Annotated in this window: 13 protein-coding genes; 8 read left to right on the top strand and 5 right to left on the bottom strand. The window is 68.7% G+C overall.

From position 1 onward, the window contains the following. Positions 1-4: 4 nt before the first annotated feature. Genes ACSYDW_RS09265 through ACSYDW_RS09275 form a run of 3 tightly spaced genes read right to left on the bottom strand, consistent with a single transcriptional unit; the run spans position 5 to position 5,912 of the window. Positions 5-1,957 (bottom strand): DUF5719 family protein, encoded by a 1,953-nt coding sequence (locus ACSYDW_RS09265; protein ID WP_438338442.1) that lies wholly within the window; start codon positions 1,955-1,957, stop codon positions 5-7. Beyond that, entirely contained in the window at positions 1,954-5,352 is a 3,399-nt protein-coding gene (locus tag ACSYDW_RS09270; RefSeq protein ID WP_438338443.1) for a glycosyltransferase, read from the bottom strand. Before ACSYDW_RS09270 ends, ACSYDW_RS09265 begins: the two co-directional genes overlap by 4 nt. Positions 5,353-5,381: 29 nt before the next feature. After that, positions 5,382-5,912 carry a WhiB family transcriptional regulator gene (locus tag ACSYDW_RS09275; RefSeq protein WP_438338444.1) on the bottom strand — a complete coding sequence of 177 codons (531 nt, stop codon included), beginning with the start codon at positions 5,910-5,912 and terminating at the stop codon, positions 5,382-5,384. 286 nt (positions 5,913-6,198) lie between these two features. On the opposite strand from ACSYDW_RS09275, the gene ACSYDW_RS09280 reads away from it, so the two are divergent. After that, complete coding sequence (locus ACSYDW_RS09280; protein ID WP_438338445.1) at positions 6,199-6,933, top strand: TIGR03089 family protein; 735 nt, start codon at positions 6,199-6,201, stop codon at positions 6,931-6,933. 137 nt (positions 6,934-7,070) lie between these two features. On the opposite strand, the gene ACSYDW_RS09285 is transcribed toward ACSYDW_RS09280, so the two are convergent. Beyond that, positions 7,071-7,625 (bottom strand): GtrA family protein, encoded by a 555-nt coding sequence (locus ACSYDW_RS09285; protein WP_438338446.1) that lies wholly within the window; start codon positions 7,623-7,625, stop codon positions 7,071-7,073. Between the two features lie 196 nt (positions 7,626-7,821). On the opposite strand from ACSYDW_RS09285, the gene ACSYDW_RS09290 reads away from it, so the two are divergent. The 4 genes from ACSYDW_RS09290 to manA are packed head-to-tail and all read left to right on the top strand — an operon-like array spanning position 7,822 to position 12,442. After that, positions 7,822-9,009, top strand: a complete 1,188-nt coding sequence (locus tag ACSYDW_RS09290) for a 5-(carboxyamino)imidazole ribonucleotide synthase (RefSeq protein WP_438338447.1) — start codon at positions 7,822-7,824, stop codon at positions 9,007-9,009. Next, entirely contained in the window at positions 9,010-9,540 is a 531-nt protein-coding gene (gene purE, locus ACSYDW_RS09295) for a 5-(carboxyamino)imidazole ribonucleotide mutase (RefSeq protein WP_438338448.1), read from the top strand. A gap of 8 nt (positions 9,541-9,548) precedes the next feature. Then, on the top strand, positions 9,549-11,183 hold the full coding sequence (locus ACSYDW_RS09300) for an LCP family protein (protein WP_438338449.1): 1,635 nt from the start codon (positions 9,549-9,551) through the stop codon (positions 11,181-11,183). Between the two features lie 23 nt (positions 11,184-11,206). Then, on the top strand, positions 11,207-12,442 hold the full coding sequence (manA, locus tag ACSYDW_RS09305) for a mannose-6-phosphate isomerase, class I (protein ID WP_438338450.1): 1,236 nt from the start codon (positions 11,207-11,209) through the stop codon (positions 12,440-12,442). Between the two features lie 119 nt (positions 12,443-12,561). Here the strand turns inward: manA and glpX are convergent, their stop codons facing one another. Beyond that, positions 12,562-13,596: a class II fructose-bisphosphatase gene (gene glpX / locus ACSYDW_RS09310; protein WP_438338451.1), complete on the bottom strand. Its 1,035-nt coding sequence runs from the start codon at positions 13,594-13,596 to the stop codon at positions 12,562-12,564. A gap of 136 nt (positions 13,597-13,732) precedes the next feature. Between glpX and ACSYDW_RS09315 the strand changes: the two genes are divergently transcribed. From ACSYDW_RS09315 to ACSYDW_RS09325, 3 genes are all read left to right on the top strand, one after another. Continuing rightward, on the top strand, positions 13,733-14,395 hold the full coding sequence (locus tag ACSYDW_RS09315; protein WP_438338452.1) for a DUF4245 domain-containing protein: 663 nt from the start codon (positions 13,733-13,735) through the stop codon (positions 14,393-14,395). 129 nt (positions 14,396-14,524) lie between these two features. Beyond that, positions 14,525-15,163 (top strand): carbonic anhydrase, encoded by a 639-nt coding sequence (locus ACSYDW_RS09320; protein WP_438338453.1) that lies wholly within the window; start codon positions 14,525-14,527, stop codon positions 15,161-15,163. A 108-nt stretch (positions 15,164-15,271) separates the two neighbouring features. Continuing rightward, complete coding sequence (locus ACSYDW_RS09325; protein ID WP_438338454.1) at positions 15,272-16,684, top strand: class II fumarate hydratase; 1,413 nt, start codon at positions 15,272-15,274, stop codon at positions 16,682-16,684. Positions 16,685-16,723: the final 39 nt, after the last annotated feature.

Consider the following 16,723-nt stretch of genomic DNA (forward strand, 5'->3'; position numbering starts at 1 on the left):
GGGCTCAGTGGCGCAGCTGCACCTGGACGCCCTCGCGGCCCATCGGGGCATCACCCAGCGGAAGCACGGCGATGCCCGTGGCGCCTTCCTCGATGGTCGTCGCCGCGTAGCTCGGGGCCCCGCTGGCCGAGAGCATGACGGCGGCGACGTCGGGGCCCAGTTCCGAGGCGGCCAACGCCACGGTCTTGGAGCCAGCGAGCTCGATCTTCCGCTCGGCGCCCAGCGTGCCGTCCTTCCGCAGCGGCCGCAGGGTGACGGTGGAGCTGTCCACCGGCGCATTGAGCACCAGCTTCGCGGTGCCCGACTCCGGCAGGACCACCAGGTGCTCGCTGCCGATGCGGTCCGCCCCGGCGGCCCAGGCCTGGTCCATGGGTTCGGCGGCCTTGGTGCCGCGCACCATCCGGACCGCGGCGCTGACCGCCGAATCCGATTCAAGCACCACGGTGTAGGCTCCGGCGGGAAGGCCCGTCAGCGGCAACCGTGCCGTCGCGTTCGAGGCCACCACGAGTTCCCCGCCGCCGGGCACTGCCACCTCGCCGGAGGCACCCAGCAGGCGGACCTTGACGGTGGCGCCCTCGGCGGCCGTCGCCGCCACGTGGAGTTCTGGCACGGCGTCGGCCGTGGCCGCGGAGCCTGCCAGCTCGCCCGCCTGCCTCGGGTCCATCAGCAGCACGCCGGGGATCACTTGGTGGTTGGCCGCGGGGGTTCCGGCCACCAGGTAGTCGACGCCGCCGGGGACAAGTCCGCGCAGGGTGCTCTGCTGGATGCTGGCGTTCACCCGGCCGCCGGAGGCCACGACCTTCAGCGAGAGCGACTTCTCGTTCGGGGCGTAGGCGGCCAGCACCAGCGACTTCGACTCGCCCGGTGCGATGGCCACTGATTCCAGGTTGGGCGCGGCGATCATGCCGCCGGCGCCGCGCAGGTCGATGCGGACCTGGCTCACCGAGGACGAGGAATTCACCAGGTGCAGCACCGAGGTGGTGCCGCCCGTGGTCGAGGCGCCGGTGATCCAGGACTCCGCCGCGGGGGCCGTGCACGGGGCCGCGGCCAGCCCGGCCAGGTCCCCGTCCGTGGCAGCGTAGAAGCGGGAGGCCGAGGACAGCGACTGCACCCCGCCCAGCGGCTGGGTGCGCAGGCCCAGCGGGGCGTCGTGGGAGACCCCGCCGCCGACCACGCCGCGGCGCTGGGAGGTTCCGTCCTTGGCCGCGCCGCTGAGCGTGGCGGCCTCGGCGTCGTCGAGCCTCGGGGACAGCTGGGTTGCGGCCGTCCCGTTGGCCTCGACCAGCTGCGCACCGGAGATGCGCCCGGAGGTGTCCGAGAGTGCCGCGGCGCGCACCAGCGACTTGGCGTCCTTCGAGGCGGGGGCGAACTCGGGGTCGGTTCCGCTTCCGGCGCCCTTGAGCAGGCGCACCGAGGCGGGGCAGCTTGCCAGCGAATCCCCCGCCGGCAGCGTTGTCAGTTCCGTGGTGGCGCCCTGTGCGGGGAGCTCCGGGGGGAACAGGGAGCCGGCGGCGATGGCCGCGGCGCCCAGGCAGAGTACTGCCACAGAGCCGGCGACGCCCAGGGCCTTGCGGCCGCGCCGCCCGGCACGTGCGCCGGGTTTTGCCGGGGCCGCGGAGGCAGCCGGTTTCGACTGGTCCGGCGAGGCAGAGGGTGCCGTGGGGGCCGCGGATGGTGCTTCGGCGGGCTCGCCCGCCCCCGGGCCGGGTTTCGGGGCGGCGGGTTCCGCAGGGCCGCCGGAGCGGCCGGGTTCCCGGTCCGCCACCTCGTCGGCGGCGGCGGAGGCGCCGGCCGGGCCCGCGGGGGCCCGATCCTGCGGGGTCGGTTCCTTCGCGGACGGATCGGCGGGTACCGGAGCGCCGGCTTCGGGCTTGCCGGCCCCGGGCTTGCCCAGCGAACTGCGCCGGCGCGCGGATCCGCGTTCTGCTTCTCGTCGTTCGCGACGTGATTCGCTCATGACTTGTTCTCCTTGGCGTGCGTCTCGTGCATGCCGCGATCGAGCTCGTTGATGCTTTCGGCGTTTCCGCGGGTGCGGTACTCGTCCAACCGGCGCGTGGCGAACCGGCGGCTGCGCGGGATCGGGATGGCCAGCAGCACGGCCAGCAGCAGCACCACCCACCGGGCGACGGCCACGGGGATCTCGAACGGGCTGGCGTAGCCGACGTCCAGGGTCCCGCCCTCCGCGCCCAGCTCGAAGCCCTGGGCCCAGGCCAGGGACTGCGCGCCCGCCGCGCCGGCCAGTGCGGCGCTGTCCGGCCCAACGGTGGCCCGCTTCAGCGGGACCCCGTCGAGGGTTGCCCACCAGCCGGCATCGGCGCGTTCGGAGAGCACGACCATGCGTTTGCCCTCCCCCGGCGCCACCGTGGCGTTGGAGACCTCTGCCCGGTGCGAAGGCACCAGCGCGGTGGTCTGCCCGTTGGTCGTCACCCGCACGCGGGAGGTGAAGTCGGTGGCGTTGTCGGCACCGGCCACCTCCTGCTGCTGCTCGACGCGCCACAGCCAGCCGGCGTCGGTCTTGCCCACGGACACCAGGCCCGGCACGGAATCCAGCTGTGCGACAAGGGCGGAGGCGGTGTCGTCGTTTTCCTGCAGCACCACGAATCCGGTGCCCAGGGACTCCAGCGCCGCGCGCGGGTCGAGGGAGGAATCCGAGACGAGCATGGCAGTTGTCGATTCGATGAGTTTCTCCGCCGCGTCGTCCGCGCGGACCTGCGGGTCAAGCGGGCTGCCGTGCAGGCGTTCGGCGGTGGCGACCTGGGACAGCGAGTCGGCGGTGGTTCCCGAGCCATTCATCAGCGCCGCCGAGATGGCGCCGTCGGTACCCTGCGCGAGCACCAGGGTGCGGTCCTCGTACTGGCCCAGCCCGCGGTCGGCGGCCGTGGCCGGCAGCGTGCGCGGGGCCACGGCACGCAGCGCGCTCGTGGTCCCCCACGAGGTCTCCCCTGCCTGCGGGCGGAGGCCCTGGGACAACACCCAGTTGGCTCCGCCGGCGACGATGGCCAGCGCCATGAGCGAGGAAGCCGTGACGAGCACGCCGGACGGGGCCCTGCGTGCGGGTTCTGCGGTGGAGCCCGAACGGTCCACCAGCGTCGGGGTTGCCGGGGCTTCGTGTTCCCGGCGCAGTGCCCCCATGCCCAGCGCCGCGGCGAAGAGCATCGCCAGCAGGAAGGCGGAGACGAACGGGGCGCTGAACGGCCCCACCAGCGAGTTGCCGGAGACCCCGGTGGGGACCAGCCCGGCACCGTAGCCGGCGGCCAGCACCAGCAGGCCCAGCAGCCACAGGGCCCTGGGCAGCGAGGCCTTCGGGCCGCCCAGGAACAGCGACAGCACCGCGGCAAGCAGCAGCGGCGCGCCGATCACCAGCGCCAGGACCAGGGCCCAGGGGCCCTCGGGCAGGAATCCGAAGCCGGCCGGGACGGCCCACGGGTCGAAGTCGACGGCGAAGCCCAGCGCCTGGGCCCACAGCGGGGCCGGGGTGAAGGCCAGCGGGAGCCCGGGGTCGGCGAGCAGCGCGCGCGGGTTGCCCAGCGCGGCGATGACCAGCGGCAGCTGGAAGACGAGTGCCGGCAGCGGAACCCACCACAGGGTCTTGGCCCGCGATCCCAGCGGGATGGCGGCCAAGAGGACGAGCACCACCAGGACCAGGCCGAGTGCCGGGGAGGAGGCAGCGACGACGGCCAGCAGCAGCGACGCCGAGGCCGCTGCCGTCCAGGAGGGGACACCTCCGAACCCGGGGCGGGAGAGGTTCTGCTCCGTGGACCACGGGGTGCGTGCCTTTGTATCAGCTGCGGCACCGACGGTGCGCAGCAGGGCCATCAGCAGCAGCGGCGCGGCAACGTGAACCACCACGGCGCCGGCGCGGCCCGAGGCCAGCGACACCTGCAGCACCGGGGCGAGTCCCCAGAGCAGCCCGCCGACCATGCGGGCCGCGCGGGAACGGGTCACCGCACCCAGTCCGAGCCAGGCACTCAGCGCGGCAAGCGGCATGGCCAGCAGCGTCAGCACAACGGCCGCGGCGTTGGCGTTGCCGCCGCCGAGCAGTGCGCCCAGCCAGAGCAGGAAGTCGAACGGGTCGGCCCCGCCGGGTACCCCGGCGCCGAGGTCCTGCCACCAGGTGGTGGCGTTGGCCAGGATCTCGCCGGCGGTCCGCGAGAGCGGAAGCAGCGCACCCCCGGCGACCGCAGGCGCACCGATCAGTGCGCGCAGGCCCACCAGGGACACGGCCAGTGTGCCCAGGACGGCCAGGATGGCGCTGACGACGGCCGAGGTGCGGGCCGGCCCGGCCAGGGCCGCGAAGTCGTTGCGGGCATCGCCGCTGGGCGCCTCGGAGGTCAGGGCGCCGGTTCCGTCGCCGTACACCTGTGCGTGGTCGATGCTTTCAAGCATGTGCTTGCGGTGCTCGCGCACCGTTGACTGGTCGGTGAGCAGGCGCGCTATGGAGTTGCGCGGCACGCGCCGGGTTTCGGCGGCAGCGGCCCGGGAGCGGGAAAGTTTCAGGGGCGAGCCGACGGCTCGCAGCGTGGCGCCCAGCTGCCCGAAGGCGTAGGCGGGGTCCTTGGCCAGCAGCGAGTCCACGAAGCGGAAGAGCCCGCCGAGCACGGCGCCCACCACCAGGAACGGGATCTTCCACGCGGCGGCGTGCTTCAGGCGCATGAAGACCTCGGCGCGGCGGGTCTCGTGCGGTCCGGCCAGCGCCCTGACGACCTCGGCCTTGTGGTACATGCGGGCCTGCGGCACGACCACCACGCGGTGTCCCATGAGGCGGTTTCGCCAGCACAGGTCCATGTCGTCGCCCAGGCCGGGAAGGGCGGGGTCGAACCCGCCGAGTTGTTCGAAGACGTCGCGGCGGATCAGCATGCCGGCGCTCGTCACGGCGAAGGAGTCCGTGCGTCCGTCGTACTGCCCCTGGTCGACTTCGTCGATTTCGATGAGGGTGACGCGTTCCGCGTGCTCGTTCACGCCCAGGCCGACGTCCAGCAGGCGCCGCGGGGAATCGAGGTCAAGCTGCTTGCAGCCGGCAATGGTCACCGACTCGGTGGCCTCGACGACGGTGAGAAGCTTCTCCAGCGCGTCGAGTTCTGGCACCGAGTCGTCGTGGATCAGCCACAGCCATTCGGTGCGCCCCGGCTTCGGCTGTCCCAGCGAGTCGACGGCCGTCTTCACCGACCGCCCGAAGCTGTGTGGCGCGACGGAGAGGATGCTCGCATCCGAGGGCAGGTGCTTGCGCAGCAGCGCCTCGGAGTCGTCGGCGGATGAAGCGTCCACTCCCACGAACCTGTCGATCAGGCGTGTCTGATCCCGCAGCGCGGTCAGGGTTCGTGGGAGGAAAGCAGAGCCGTTGCGGGATGCCACAACGGCGGTAACGTGGATCGTAGGGAGAATTAGACTGCTCGTTTCCGTAAACGTCGACGTTCACGCTCTGACAATCCGCCCCAAATACCGAATCGTTCATCATTGGTCAATGCGTATTCCAGGCACTCGGAGCGCACGCTGCATGAGCCGCATACGCGCTTCGCGTCCCGGGTCGATCCGCCCTTTTCGGGGAAGAACGCCTCCGGGTCGGTTTGGGCGCAAAGCGCCTGGGACTGCCAGCCCAGTTCGCCATCCTCGGATTCGGCCCCCAAGCCGATCCAGATGGCCTTCGACGGGTTCCCGCCATCCAACTCCGCGTCGAGGCTCGGTGCCCACGATGGAGTCGGTGCTCCCGCAAGTTCGTTGGCCGCGTCGTGGGCCAACAAGAAGGCAGCTACTTGTTCTTCGCTGCCCAGAACCTGGGAATCACTGTCGCTCTCGGCCGCGTTGGCCGTTGCCGGATCGACAAACCAGTCCGACGGCACGTTGCGCGACCCGAACCGGGTCGGCGCGACGGCCCGTACTGCCGCTTCTTCGAAGCCGCGATCCACGTTCCCCATGGTTCAATTACCTTCCGCTGTAACGAATTCGACACTTGCCCAGACCCCGGGAAAACAGCGGCGACTCTTCAACAAAAAGCCGCCGCGAGACAATTTCGCTCTCCCGGACGGTTCACTATCTAATTACACTGGTGTAACTCCGGATGCGTCAAGTGGGGTCGACGATTTTAGCGAAAGTATTCGCTGATTCAGGGTCACGCCACGCCCGCATGCTCGGTGATGGATACCGGCAAAACCACAACCCCGTGAATTCCCCGTGAATTTCGGGCATGACAAGGATCTTCCCATGACATTTGATACCAATTCGTTATCTCCGGTTGAGGCCCTGCTGTCACCGGTCCGGCACTCCACCCATCCATGGCTCACCTGGTACTCGCACAGCGGTGAGCGCGTTGAGCTCAGTGGCAGGGTTTTCGACAACTGGGTTGCCAAGAGCGCGAACCTTTTGAGCGAAGAGTTTGATTTAGCCCCCGGAGACACCGTTGCCACCGACATGCCCGGGCACTGGAAATCCGCTGCCTTGGCGCTCGCATGCTGGCATTTGGGGGCCGAGCTTCACTGCATCGCACCGGGGACGGACCCCGGCGACGTCGACCTCTTTGTCACGGCCTACCCCGACACCCTCGAGGTGGGCGGTTCGGTCGAAGTGCTGGTGGTCCCGCTCCCCTCACTGGCCATGTCCTACGACGGAGAGCTCCCGGTGGGGGCCACCGACTACGCAGCCGAGGTTCGTGCCTACGCGGACTCCTTCTTTGCCTCGCCCATAGACACCGGAGCTCCGGCCCTGGCCTCCGCCGAGGGAACCGCCGGTGCCCGAAGCTTCAGCGAGCTGTTCACCCCGGGAAACCTGGAGGGAACAACGCTGGCCACCACCGCGTGGCCGCTTGAACGACTGCTGCCGGAACTCGTGGGACTGTGGGCGAACGGCTCCCCCGTGGTCCTCGTCGAAGAGGGCGTGGAGATCACCGACCGACTGCTCTCGGGCGAACGCGTGGTGAACCGCCTGGACCAGGCGGGCTAGCGGCCGCGACGCCGGGTGCAACTCGTGCCCGGCCCGCAAAACAAGAAAGGTTCCCGTCGTTTCCTGCCCATTGGGAAGGAAACGACGGGAACCTTTGCGGTTTCCGCGGCCTGGCACAGCCATGCCGCGGGGGAAAACTAGTTGGCTGCCTCGTTTGAGGTCTTCCGGGCTGCGACCGTCGCGGTGCTGCCAGTCTCCGCACCGATGCCGATCAGCTCGCGGTCGTGTGCGAATGCCTCTTCCTCGTCCAGTTCGGCGCCGAAGACCCAGAAGCGGTAGGCGAAGAAGCGGAAGATGGTACCCAGCACCAGGCCCACGACCGAGCCCGCAATGAACAGGCTGGTGGTGTCGGTCAGCCCGATCCAGTACTTCGTGACCCAGACGCAGGCAGCGGCAATGCCCAGGCCGATGGCGTTCATGATGAGGAACATCACCAGCTCTCGCACCACGTTGGCCTGGCGACGGTGGCGGAAGGTCCAGAAGCGGTTGGCAACCCACGAGAACAAGGTGGCGACCACACCGGCGACGATCTTGGCCTTGACTTCCGAGTCGTGCATCGGGCCCTCGAGCATCCACAGGTAGATGCCCGAGTCGATGACGAAGGCGACACCGCCCACAACACCGAACTTGGCGACTTCGCGCCACATCATCGACACGAGGCCGGTGAGCCGGCCCCAGAGCTTGGTCTGCATGATCCTCCACGGATTGGTTTGATGGCACCGCCCCGCGAGACTATCGGAATCCGGGTGCATCGGTACTGCCGAACCGCGACTTCATGACCCGGTCAACCTAAGTATTCTAATGCGGTTCACTGAAAGTTACCCAAGAATGGTGTCCAAAGTCGCTTTGGCTCCGCGGCGCGCGACCGTCGTTGGGTAGGCTATGTAGGTGACGTTTCCAGTAATTGGCGTTGTTGGCGGAGGCCAACTCGCACGCATGATGGCCCCCGAGGCATTGAACCTCGGATTCGAACTACGCATCCTCGCCGAAGGCCCGGATGTCTCAGCTGCGCGCTCCGTTGCCGACGCACCGGTGGGTGACTACAAGGATTTGGCAACGCTGCGGCAGTTCGCACGCGGCGTCGACGTTCTCACGTTCGACCACGAGCATGTGCCGAACGAGCACCTGCAGGCGCTGATTTCCGAGGGTGTCAACGTCCAGCCACGCCCCGCCGCGCTGATTCATGCCCAGGACAAGCTGGTCATGCGCGCGGCGATCGAGGAACTCGGCCTGCCCAACCCGGCCTGGGCCGCCGTCGAAACCGTCGAGGAACTCGTGTCCTTCGGCGAGCAGATCGGCTGGCCCGTCGTGCTCAAGACCCCGCGCGGCGGCTACGACGGCAAAGGCGTGCGCATGATCGACGACGCCGACGAGGCCCGCGCCGCCGCGGACTGGTTCGGCAACGGCGCCCTGCTCGCCGAGGACAAGGTCCCGTTCACCCGCGAACTTTCCGCTCTGGTAGCCCGTACCCCGTCCGGCGATTCCAAGGCCTGGGACGTGGTGCACACCATCCAGGTCGACGGCGTCTGCGACGAGGTCATCGCCCCGGCCCAGGACATCTCCCCCGAGGTCGCGCACACTGCCGAATCCGCGGCCCTGAAGATCGCCAACGCGTTCGGTGTCACCGGCGTCATGGCGGCCGAGCTCTTCGAGACCCCCGGATCCGGTGCCGGCTTTGTCATCAACGAGCTCGCCATGCGCCCGCACAACACCGGGCACTGGACCATGAACGGCTCGATCACCAGCCAGTTCGAGCAGCACCTGCGCGCGGTCCTTGACCTGCCGCTGGGCGCCACCGACGCGCTGGGCGAAATCACCGTCATGAAGAACTACCTCGGCGGCGAGAACCAGGACCTGTACTCCGCGTTCAGCGCGGCCCTGTCCGCCGAACCACGCGTCAAGGTCCACGCCTACGGCAAGTCGGTGCGTCCCGGACGCAAGATCGGGCACGTCAACGTCGTCTCCGAACCCGGCGAGAGCGCCGAGTCGCTGCGCGCCCGCGCCAACACCGTGGCCTCCATCATCCGCGACGGCGTCGAAGCGACGACCGCAGCAAGCACCGAAGGAAAAGCATAGATGTCGAATGAAACCCCGCTCGTCGGACTGGTCATGGGCTCGGATTCCGACTGGCCCGTCATGCGCCCGGCCGCCGAGGCACTGGCCGAGTTCGGCATCCCCTTCGAGGCGGACGTCGTCTCCGCGCACCGCATGCCCGAGGACATGATCGCCTACGGCAAGGAAGCCCACACCCGCGGCATCCGCGTGATCATCGCCGGTGCCGGCGGCGCCGCACACCTGCCGGGCATGCTTGCCTCGGTCACCCCGCTGCCCGTCGTCGGCGTCCCGGTGCCGCTGAAGACGCTCGACGGCATGGACTCGCTGCTCTCGATCGTGCAGATGCCTGCCGGAGTCCCCGTGGCAACCGTCTCGATCGGCGGGGCACGCAACGCCGGCCTGCTGGCCGTGCGCATGCTTGCCACAGGAACCGACGAGCTCGCCGCCTTGCTGCGCACCCGCCTCCTCGCGTTCGCCGAGGGACTGCGCGAGGTAGCCTCGGAGAAGGGCACCGCGTTGCGTGCCGCCGCCGTCGCCGAGTTCGGCGAGTAAGGAACCCTATGACGTCGTCCCGCCCTTCCGCACGCTCGACCGACCTCCTGCCGGACCCCGAGTCGGCCACGGCACCGGTGCGCACCAAGCGCGCCGTGGTGCTGTTACTGCTGACCATCTTTTTCCCCGGCAGTGCCCAATGGGTTTCGGGAAAGCGTGAGCTGGGCGGGATCGCCATGCGCGTCACCATGGCCTGCTGGGCCCTGCTCGTCGCGATCATAGTGCTGGCCCTTGTCAAGCGCGACTGGCTGCTGAGCTTTTTCGCACAATCATGGGTGCAGCTGACGGCCAGCATCGTGCTCTTTGCGCTGGCGGCCGGGTGGCTGCTGGTGTTCCTGAACACGCTGGCCATCATCCGACCCAAGCTGCTGGCCCCGGGGGCCAGGATGATCGTCGTCGGCGGCCTGGTGGTGGCCGTCGTGGCCACCAGCGGCGCACTGGGCTACGGCGGGTTCGTGCTGAACAAGGGCCGGGCCACCCTTTCAAACGTCTTCAGCTCCGGGCCTGCTTTCAAGCCGGTCGACGGGCGCTACAACATCGCGGTGTTCGGCTCCGACTCCGCGGGCAACCGCGAGGGCGTGCGCACCGACAGCATGTCGCTGCTCAGCGTCGACGCCAAGACCGGCAAGACCCTGCTGATTTCCATCCCGCGAAACTTCCAGAACGCACAGTTCTCCGAGGACTCGCCGATGCGCAAGGTTTATCCGGATGGCTACAACTGCGGCGACGAATGCCTGTTCAACGCCATCTACCGCAACGCGACGGACCAGCACGCGGACCTCTACCCCGGCGTGGAAAACCCCGGGGCGCAGGCCACCATGGAGGCCATCGAGGGAACCACCGGCCTGGAAGTCCAGGGCTACGTCATGATCAACATGGCCGGGTTCGCCGGGTTCATCGACGCCATGGGCGGGGTCACCGTAGATTCCGGCGGATGGGTCCCCTACAACGCCAAGAAGTGGCCGAATTCCACGGTGAACACCCACTGGTTCGAACCAGGGGTGCACACGTTCAACGGCAAGCAGGCGCTCTGGTTCGCCCGCTCCCGCGAGTTCACCACCGACTACCACCGCATCGCGCGCCAGCAGTGCCTGCAGCAGGCGATGATTTCCCAGTTCAGCCCGCAGACCATGCTCACCCGGTTCACGTCGATCATGGATGCCGGCGAGGACCTCGTCGAGACCGACATCCCGCAGCAGCAGCTGGGGTCCTTCCTGAACCTCGCGGACAAGGCCCGGGCCACCCCGTTCGAGCACCTCACCCTCGGTGCCCCGGACTTCGGCTCGGCCGCCGACAAGTTCTCCACCTACCCCGACTTCGACAAGATCCACGAACGCATCTCCTCGATGATCGCAACCAGCGGGGAATCCAAGAAGCCGAAGGCGGCCGAGTCTCAGAAGAAGGCCGATTCCTCGGGCGGCAGCCCGAAGAGCTCCTCGCCGAGCACCGGCAGCTCGACGTCCGGCTCCACCAAACGCAACAGCGAACCCTCGAAAGTCAACGAAGGTGAGGCCTCCGTGCCCACCACCAAGCCCGATGGGTCCCCACTCACCGAAGAGTACCTGGTCACCCTGGAACAGATTGGACGCACCGACATCCTGTCGAAAATCGCGGCCAACAACAACGAATGCTCCGTTCCGTAGAGAGACGTGCCACCTTGTATCGATTGGAAAATCCCCTTCGCAACTACCCCTGGGGTTCCCGCACGCTGATCGCCGACCTGCTGGGTCGTGAAGCCGTGGACCAGCCCGAGGCCGAGATGTGGATCGGTGCGCATCCAAGCGCTCCGTCCCGGGTCCTTTCCGACGGTCCCGGTGTGAACCCGGGGCTTGACGAGCTTATTTCCCGCGATGCGCAGTCGCTGCTTGGCCCGGAGGTGGCCGCCGAATGCGGTTCGTTGCCGTTCCTGCTCAAGCTCCTGGCTGCCGAGAAGCCGCTCTCGATCCAGGTCCACCCGAACGCGGCGCAGGCCGCCGACGGGTTCGCTGCGGAAAACGAGGCAGGCGTCCCGATCGACGCACCGCACCGCAACTACCGCGATGCAGCGCACAAGCCCGAGATGATCTATGCGCTCACCGACTTCGCGGCCCTGAGCGGGTTCCGCGAGCCGGCCGAGATCCGCGAGCTGTTCTCCCTGCTCCTCCCCCGGCTCTCCGGCGTCGCCGCCGAGGCGTGCGCCGGGATCCTCGGCCTGCTGGACGGCGAGGACGCCCTGCGCGCCACCTTCGGGAGGTTGCTGTGCGGCGCACCCGAGCTTTCCGAGCTGACGGCCCAGGCGCTGGAGGCCGTCCGGGCCGAGGAGTCCCTGCGCGCCCACCCGGCGCTGGCGGAATTGCCCTCGCTGGACGCCCACTACCCGAACGACCGGGGCATCTTGGTCTCGCTCATGCTCAACCTGGTCCAGCTCTCCCCGGGCCAGGCCATCTACCTGGCCGCGGGCAACGCCCACGCGTACCTGCGCGGGCTGGGCGTGGAGGTCATGGCGAACTCCGACAACGTGCTGCGCGGCGGTTTGACCGCCAAGCACATCGACCTGCCGGAACTGCTGCGGATCACCGTGTTCGAGCCGCAGCAGGTCCCGCTGCTGGCCCCCGAGACCACGGCCTTCGGCCAGCAGGTCTTCGCCCCGCCGTTCGACGAGTTCCAGCTGCAGCACATCGAGATCCCGGCCGCCGGGGACTCGGCGGACATGGCCGACGCCGACGTCCCTGTCGCGGCCAACGGGCCCGTGCTGATGGTGTGTGTGGACGGGCAGCTGGTGCTCGACACCCCGCGCGGTGACATGGTCCTGCACCGTGGCGAGTCCGTGTTCATCGGCGCCGCCGAGGCCCCCGCCATGGCCCGGCGTTCCGTGGGCTCCGGTGCGCGCGCCTTCGCTGTCACGGTTCCCGCCCGCGCCTGACCCCGGCCAACGGGAACAACCCGGCAGCGGGAAAACCCCGCGTCAATGCCCGAGGGCCCCGTTCGAATCATCGTCGATGATTCGAACGGGGCCCTCGTCGTTGGCGGAGCGGTCCTTCCCTAGCGGGTGTAGGCGTCCCATTTGTCGGCCTGGTGCTCGCCATCGACGAAGCGGATGGTGCCCGACTTGGAGCGCATCACGATCGACTGGGTGTGGATGCGGTTGTTCTTGTAGCGCACCCCGCGCAGCAGGTCGCCGTCGGTGATGCCCGTGGCCGCGAAGTAGCAGTTGTCGGAGGTGACAAGGTCGTTGGTGGTCAGCACGCGGTCCAGGTCGTGGCCGGCGTCGATGGCCTTCTGGCGCTCGTCGTCGTCGGTCGGCCACAGGCGGCCCTGGATGATGCCGCCGAGCGACTTGATGGCGCAGGCCGTGACGATGCCCTCGGGGGTGCCGCCGATGCCCATCAGCGCGTCGACGCCGGTGCCCTCGCGGGTCGCGGCGATCGCGCCGGCGACGTCGCCGTCCATGATGAACTTGGTGCGCGCCCCGGCGGCGCGGATCTCCTCGACGAGTCCTGCGTGGCGCGGGCGGTCAAGGATGCAGACGGTGACCTGGGAGATCTTCTTGCCCTTGGCCTTGGCGATCAGGTGCAGGTTCTGCTTGACCGGCAGGCGCAGGTCGACAAGCTCGGCTGCTTCCGGGCCGGTGACGAGCTTTTCCATGTAGAAGACAGCGGACGGGTCGAACATGGATCCGCGGTCGGCCACGGCGAGCACTGACAGTGCGTTGCCGATGCCCAGGGCGGTCAGTCGGGTGCCGTCGATCGGGTCGACGGCGACGTCGCATTCGGCGCCGGTTCCGTCGCCTACGTGCTCACCGTTGAAGAGCATCGGCGCTTCGTCCTTTTCGCCCTCGCCGATGACGACGACGCCGTTGAAGGACACGGTGGACAGCAGCGAGCGCATGGCGTCGACGGCGGCACCGTCGGCGGCGTTCTTGTCGCCGAAGCCAACCCAGGGGCTGGAGGCGATGGCTGCTGCCTCGGTGGCGCGCACTAGTTCAAGGGCCAGGTTGCGGTCCGGTTCGGCGTCGCCGACCGAAAGTCGTGGGGACAGGTGGGCAAAATTCGTGGCTTCAGTCACGGTCTTCCTCATCGTTGAGATCTGCTTCGTTTGCCGGGGGCCAACATCCTCCATCATATCGCCCGTGGTCAACTCGTTCCCCGGCAGGGCCTCCGGGAGCCCGGCACCGCGTTTAGATTCTGCGGCGCCGATGCGCGAGAATGGTTGGGTGACCCAGCACCCCGAGCACCCCTCCGCGCCCGCATCCGCCCCCGCCGCAGCCACCGAGCCGCCGGCGGCCCCGGAGACCCCCGCGGACGGCGAGACCCAGCCACCGTTCAAGCCGGTCCTGACCCCGTCGCAGGCCAAGCGCGCCAACCAGACGCTCAAGGGCATGATCATTTCCGTGGTGCTCACCGTCGCGGTGGCCATCCCGGTGGTGCTGATCAACCCGGCCAACAAGGCCGACACCTACCGCCAGCCGGTCGAGGTCTCGGCAGTCGCCTCGCAGGCCGCCGCCGACGCGGCCTTCACCCCGTGGGCGCCGGTGCTGCCGGAGGGCGACTACGTGAACTTCGCACGCTGGATCACCGGAAACATCGACGGCATCAAGTACTGGGAGTTCGGCGTCGTCACAGACGACGCAAAGTTCGTCTGGGTCCGCCAGAGCGCCGACGCGAACCCTTCGTGGCTGGCCACCGTCACCGACAACGCGGCACCGGCCGGAGAACACCTTGTCGACGGTAAGGCCTGGGAACTGCGCAAGAAGGAGAAGACCGAGGTCCTGATCTCCACGATCGGGGACTCCACGGTGGTGCTCACCAGCGACAGCGGCATCGAGACCCTCGACTCCCTGGCCCGCCTGGCACAGCAGCAGATCCCCGCTTCCTGACCCGGCGCAGGCCGGCCCCTCAGGCTCGGCACGCATCCCGGCACCCGGTGAGACTTTTCACACACGGAACCGCTTCATGCTTCTGCCCCGGTACGGACGCAGGGCATCGATGGGTTTAAGCTGAAAAACATGAACGAAGCCGACACCACAGCCGAAGCCCCGACCCTCACCCCCGCCGAAGCATGGCGGAAACTGCGCGAGGGGAACTCCCGGTTTGTCGCCGGAAGCACGGACCACCCGAACCAGGACGCGATGCGCCGCCACGCCCTGGTCGACAAGCAGAACCCCTTCGCAGTGATCTTCGGTTGCTCGGATTCTCGCCTCGCCGCCGAGATCATCTTCGACCTGGGCCTGGGCGACGTGTTCGTGGTCCGCACCGCCGGCCACGTGATCGATGCGGCAGCCCTGGGCTCCCTCGAGTACTCCGTCGCCATGCTCAACGTCCCGCTGATCGTGGTCCTGGGCCACGACTCCTGCGGTGCTGTCACCGCGACAATCGACTCCGTCGAGACCGGCCAGATGCCCACCGGCTTCATCCGCGACCTCGTCGAGCACATCACCCCCTCGGTCATCGCCGCGCGCCGCAACGGCATCCACGACGTGAACACCACAGTGGTGGAGCACGTGCAGCAGACAACCCACCGGCTGGTCGAGCAGTCCCGCATCATTTCCTCCGCCGTGGAGAACGGGAGCACCGCAGTGATCGGCGTGACCTACCGATTGGCCGAGGGCAAGGCGGAGATGGTCTCGGGCTTCGGCGTCCTCTAGGACACACACCGCGCGCGACGAAAAGCGGCAGTGACCGGTTCTATTCCCGGTTTCGCCGATTGCGTGGGGACCTGCCGCCGGACCCCGCGCGGGCGTACCGTGGGAGCCATGGACAATTCTGCTGACTTCCGCATCGAACACGACACCATGGGCGAGGTACGGGTTCCGGCCGCGGCCCTCTACCGGGCCCAGACCCAGCGCGCCGTGGAGAACTTCCCGATCTCCGGCAAGCGGCTCGAGCCCGCGCACATCAGGGCGCTGGCCCAGGTGAAGAAGGCCGCGGCGCTGGCCAACCTGGAACTCGGCGTGCTCGATGCCGAGCGGGCGCAGGCAATCGTGGCGGCAGCCGACGAGGTCGCAGCCAACAGGTACGACGAGCACTTCCCGATCGACGTGTTCCAGACCGGGTCCGGCACCTCCTCGAACATGAACATGAACGAGGTGCTGGCCGAACTTGCCACGCGTGCGCTCGCGGCCGCCGGCTCGAACACAGTCGTCCACCCCAACGACCACGTCAACGCATCCCAGTCCTCCAACGACGTCTTCCCCACCTCCGTTCACGTCGCGGCGACCGCCGGCCTGCTCGGCGACGTGGTCCCGGGCCTGGAAACGCTGGCCGCGTCCCTGGAGGCCAAGGCCGCGGAGTTCGCCGACGTGGTGAAGTCCGGCCGCACCCACCTGATGGATGCCACCCCGGTGACCCTGGGCCAGGAGTTCGGCGGCTACGCGGCGCAGATGCGCTACGGCGTCGAACGCATCCTGGCCACCCTGCCGCGCGTTGCCGAGGTGCCGCTGGGCGGCACCGCGGTGGGCACCGGCATCAATACCCCCGCCGGGTTCCCCCAGCGCGTCATCGAGCTGCTGGCCGAGGACACCGGGTTGCCCATCACCGAGGCCCGCAACCACTTCGAGGCCCAGGCCAACCGCGACGGGCTGATCGAGGCTTCCGCGCAGCTGCGCAACATCGCGATCTCGCTGATGAAGATCAACAACGACCTGCGCTGGATGGGCTCCGGGCCCAACACCGGCCTGGGCGAGATCGCCATCCCCGACCTGCAGCCGGGGTCCTCGATCATGCCGGGCAAGGTCAACCCGGTGATCTCCGAGGCCGCAATCATGGTCGCCGCGCAGGTGATCGGCAACGACACGGCCATCGCGTGGTCCGGCACCAACGGCGCGTTCGAGCTGAACGTGGGCATCCCGGTGATGGCCGCCAACCTTCTCGAGTCGATCCGCCTGCTGGGCAACACCACCACGGTCATGGCGGAGAAAATGGTCTCCGGCATCACCGCGAACACGGAGCGCGCGCGGTTCCTTGCCGAGGCCTCCCCCTCGATCGTGACCCCGCTGAACAAGTACATCGGCTACGAGAACGCCGCGAAGATCGCCAAGAAGGCCGTGGCCGACGGTCTGACGGTGCGCCAGGCGACGATCGCGCTCGGCTACGTGGAGCGCGCGGAACTCACCGAGGCCCAGCTCGACGAACTGCTCGATGTCACGACGATGACCGGCAAGCACTAGGCGCCCGGGAAGGCGCCGCGCGGGGGCCTTCCGGCAATC

It is taken from the genome of Paeniglutamicibacter selenitireducens, from assembly GCF_051550675.1.
In the GTDB taxonomy this organism is placed as follows: domain Bacteria; phylum Actinomycetota; class Actinomycetes; order Actinomycetales; family Micrococcaceae; genus Paeniglutamicibacter.